This window comes from Caulobacter sp. P1_B12_2 (assembly GCF_056406675.1).
In genome coordinates this window covers 1-2,793 of the sequence record NZ_JBFTZS010000542.1, presented here as the reverse complement: position 1 = coordinate 2,793, position 2,793 = coordinate 1, and the positions used below count along the sequence as shown (strand labels likewise).

The following is a 2,793-nucleotide window of genomic DNA, read 5'->3' as shown; positions in this document are numbered from 1 at the left end:
GCTCGGCGGTGCGTTCCTCGACGCGGGTCTCCAGCTCGGCCCGGGCGGCCTCCTGGCGGGCGGCGCGCAGGCTGGCCTGGCCGCGCCAGCGCAGCACCGCGCCGGCCACGCCGCAGATCGCCAGCCCGATCAGCAGGGCCACGGCGCGCGCCGCGGCGACCGCGCTGCGCAGGCTTCCGCCCGTCGGGGTCAGGGTGAAGACGGTCCAGCCCGCCGCGCCCAGGTCCGCGCCGGCGGCCATGAAGCGATCCGAGGCGCGGCCGGGCAGGGCGATCGTCGTCAGACGCGGCGGCTGGTGGGCGGCCACGGCCGGCGACGCGTCCAGAAGGGCGAACGGCGCCTCGCCGAACCGATGCTCGGCCCTCAGGCCTTGTTGCTCGGCCTGGGGAAGGGCCGCCAGGGTCAGGAACCGCCAGGCCGGGATCGAAGTGACCAGGATCACGCCGCGCGGATCGGCGGCGAAGGCGGGCTCGGCGTCGGACCAGTCGGCCTCCAGTTGCTCGAACTCGACCTTGACGACCACCACGCCCAGCATGCCTTCCGGGCCGTCGATGCGGCGCGACATGAACAGGCCGGGCCGACGGCTGACCGTGCCCAGGGCGAACAGCTCGGCCACGCCCGCGTTGCGCGCGTCGCGGAAATAGGGCCGGAAGCTGTAGTCGGAGCCGACGAAGCTGGTGGGCTCGCGCCAGTTGCTGGCCGCGATGGTCATGCCCCGGGCGTTCAGTACGTAGATCACCGCCGCACGCGTGCCGCCGCTCAGGGTCTCCAGCTTGCGGTTCAGCGCATCGACGCCACGGGCGTCGGCGGCGCGCAGGACGGCGGCCACGTCGGGGTCCTGGGCCAGGACGAAGGGCAGGGACCGGTGCTTGGCCAGCTCGCTGCGCAGCACCGCCGCGTGCAGGGCGGCCGAGGCCTGGGCCTGGCGGGCCAGGTCGGCGGTGGCGCGGCGTTGGGCGACTTCTCCGGCCGACCAGACGACGATCGCGAGCACGAGCAGGCAGCCGCCCAGGAAGATCGTCCAGCGTCGCACCACGGGGTCGGCGAGAGTCGCGCGAAGGCGGGTCATGAGGACTTGTCGCAGGATCTGTGCGGATTTTCGCACAAATCGCCAGATCGTGGGCGGGAAATCGCCGTGCGACCCGCGTCGCTCGCGCTCCGAAAACAATGAAACATCAATAGAATCAATGGACACGTCCCTGGCGGCGCGCCCGCTTGCGCCGCTTCTCCGCAGCTAGGATCGTCTAACCAAGCGCCTTGGCAAAGGGTGCGGGACGGAAACACGGTCGCTCAGCGACCCCAGGGGCACACAGTGAAGACCATCGTCGAGACCGCGCCGTCGCGCCCCAAGCCGTTCTACCGACACCTGTATGCTCAGGTGCTGGCCGCCATCGTGCTGGGCGCGCTGATCGGCCATTTCTGGCCCTCGACCGGCGAGGCGCTCAAGCCGCTGGGCGACGCCTTCATCAAGCTGGTGAAGATGGTCATCGCGCCGGTGATCTTCCTGACCGTCGTCACCGGCATCGCCGGCATGCGCGACCTGGGCCGCTTCGGGCGGGTGGCGCTGAAGGCCTTCGCCTATTTCCTGACCTTCTCGACCCTGGCCCTGATCATCGGCCTGATCGTCGCCAATGTGGTCCAGCCCGGCGCGGGCATGAACATCGATCCGGCCAGTCTTCACAGCGACAAGGTCACGGACTACGCGGCCAAGGCCCACGAGACGACGATCGTCGGCTTCCTGATGAACATCATCCCGGCCACCGTCGCCGGGGCCTTCGCCGACGGCGACATCCTGCAGGTGCTGTTCTTCTCGGTGCTGTTCGGCGTGGCCCTGGCCCTGGTGGGCGATCGCGGCCAGCCGGTGATCGACCTGCTGGAGTCTGTGGGAACCGCCTTCTTCCGCCTGGTGGCGGTGCTGATGAAGGCCGCGCCGATCGGCGCCTTCGGAGCCTTCGCCTTCACGATCGGCAAGTACGGCATCGGCTCGGTCGTCAACCTGGCCGCCCTGGTCGGCACGTTCTACGCCACCTCGCTGATCTTCGTGCTGCTGGTGCTGGGCGCGGTCGCCCGCTTCAACGGCTTCTCGATCCTGCGCCTGATCCGCTACCTGAAGAGCGAACTGTTGTTGGTGCTGGGCACCAGTTCGTCGGAATCGGCCCTGCCCAGCCTGATCGAGAAGCTGGAGCGCGCCGGTTGCGCCAAGCCCGTGGTCGGCCTGGTCGTGCCGCTGGGCTACAGCTTCAATCTGGACGGCACCAACATCTACATGACCCTGGCGGCGCTGTTCATCGCCCAGGCCACCGGCGTGCACCTGTCGCTGGGCGACCAGCTGCTGCTGCTGAGCGTGGCGATGCTGAGCTCGAAGGGCGCGGCGGGCGTGACCGGCGCCGGCTTCATCACCCTGGCGGCCACCCTGTCGGTCGTGCCCTCGGTGCCGGTGGCGGGCATGGCCCTGATCCTGGGCGTAGACCGGTTCATGTCGGAATGCCGGGCCCTGACCAACTTCATGGGCAACGCGGTGGCCACCATCGTCGTCAGCCGCTGGGAGGGGGAACTGGACGCGGAAGCGCTGGACGCCGCCCTCAATCCCGCCCCGGCCGCCCTGGAGATCCTGGCGGCCGCCGAGCCCAAGGCCTAGCGCCGAACTTTCAATCTAGAACCACCAAAACAAGAAAATCGGGGAGCTCTCATGACCGCCACCAACATTCGCCAAAGGCTCATCTGCGGGGCCGCCTTCGCCGGCCTGCTGCTGGCCGGCGCCGCCCAAGCTCAACAGGCGCCCTCTCAAGGCGG

The 2,793-nt window shown here is 69.6% G+C and carries 2 protein-coding genes; one reads left to right on the top strand and one right to left on the bottom strand.

Translation table 11 applies throughout. The annotated features are described in order from the left end of the window. Positions 1-1,069 (bottom strand): cache domain-containing protein (locus AC1DZ6_RS22965; RefSeq protein ID WP_477099425.1); only part of this gene is annotated, 1,069 nt, incomplete at its 3' end. Between the two features lie 243 nt (positions 1,070-1,312). Here AC1DZ6_RS22965 and AC1DZ6_RS22960 point away from each other — a divergent pair. After that, positions 1,313-2,638, top strand: coding sequence for a dicarboxylate/amino acid:cation symporter (locus tag AC1DZ6_RS22960; RefSeq protein ID WP_477099424.1), 1,326 nt, complete (start codon positions 1,313-1,315; stop codon positions 2,636-2,638). The last annotated feature ends 155 nt before the right edge of the window (positions 2,639-2,793 follow it).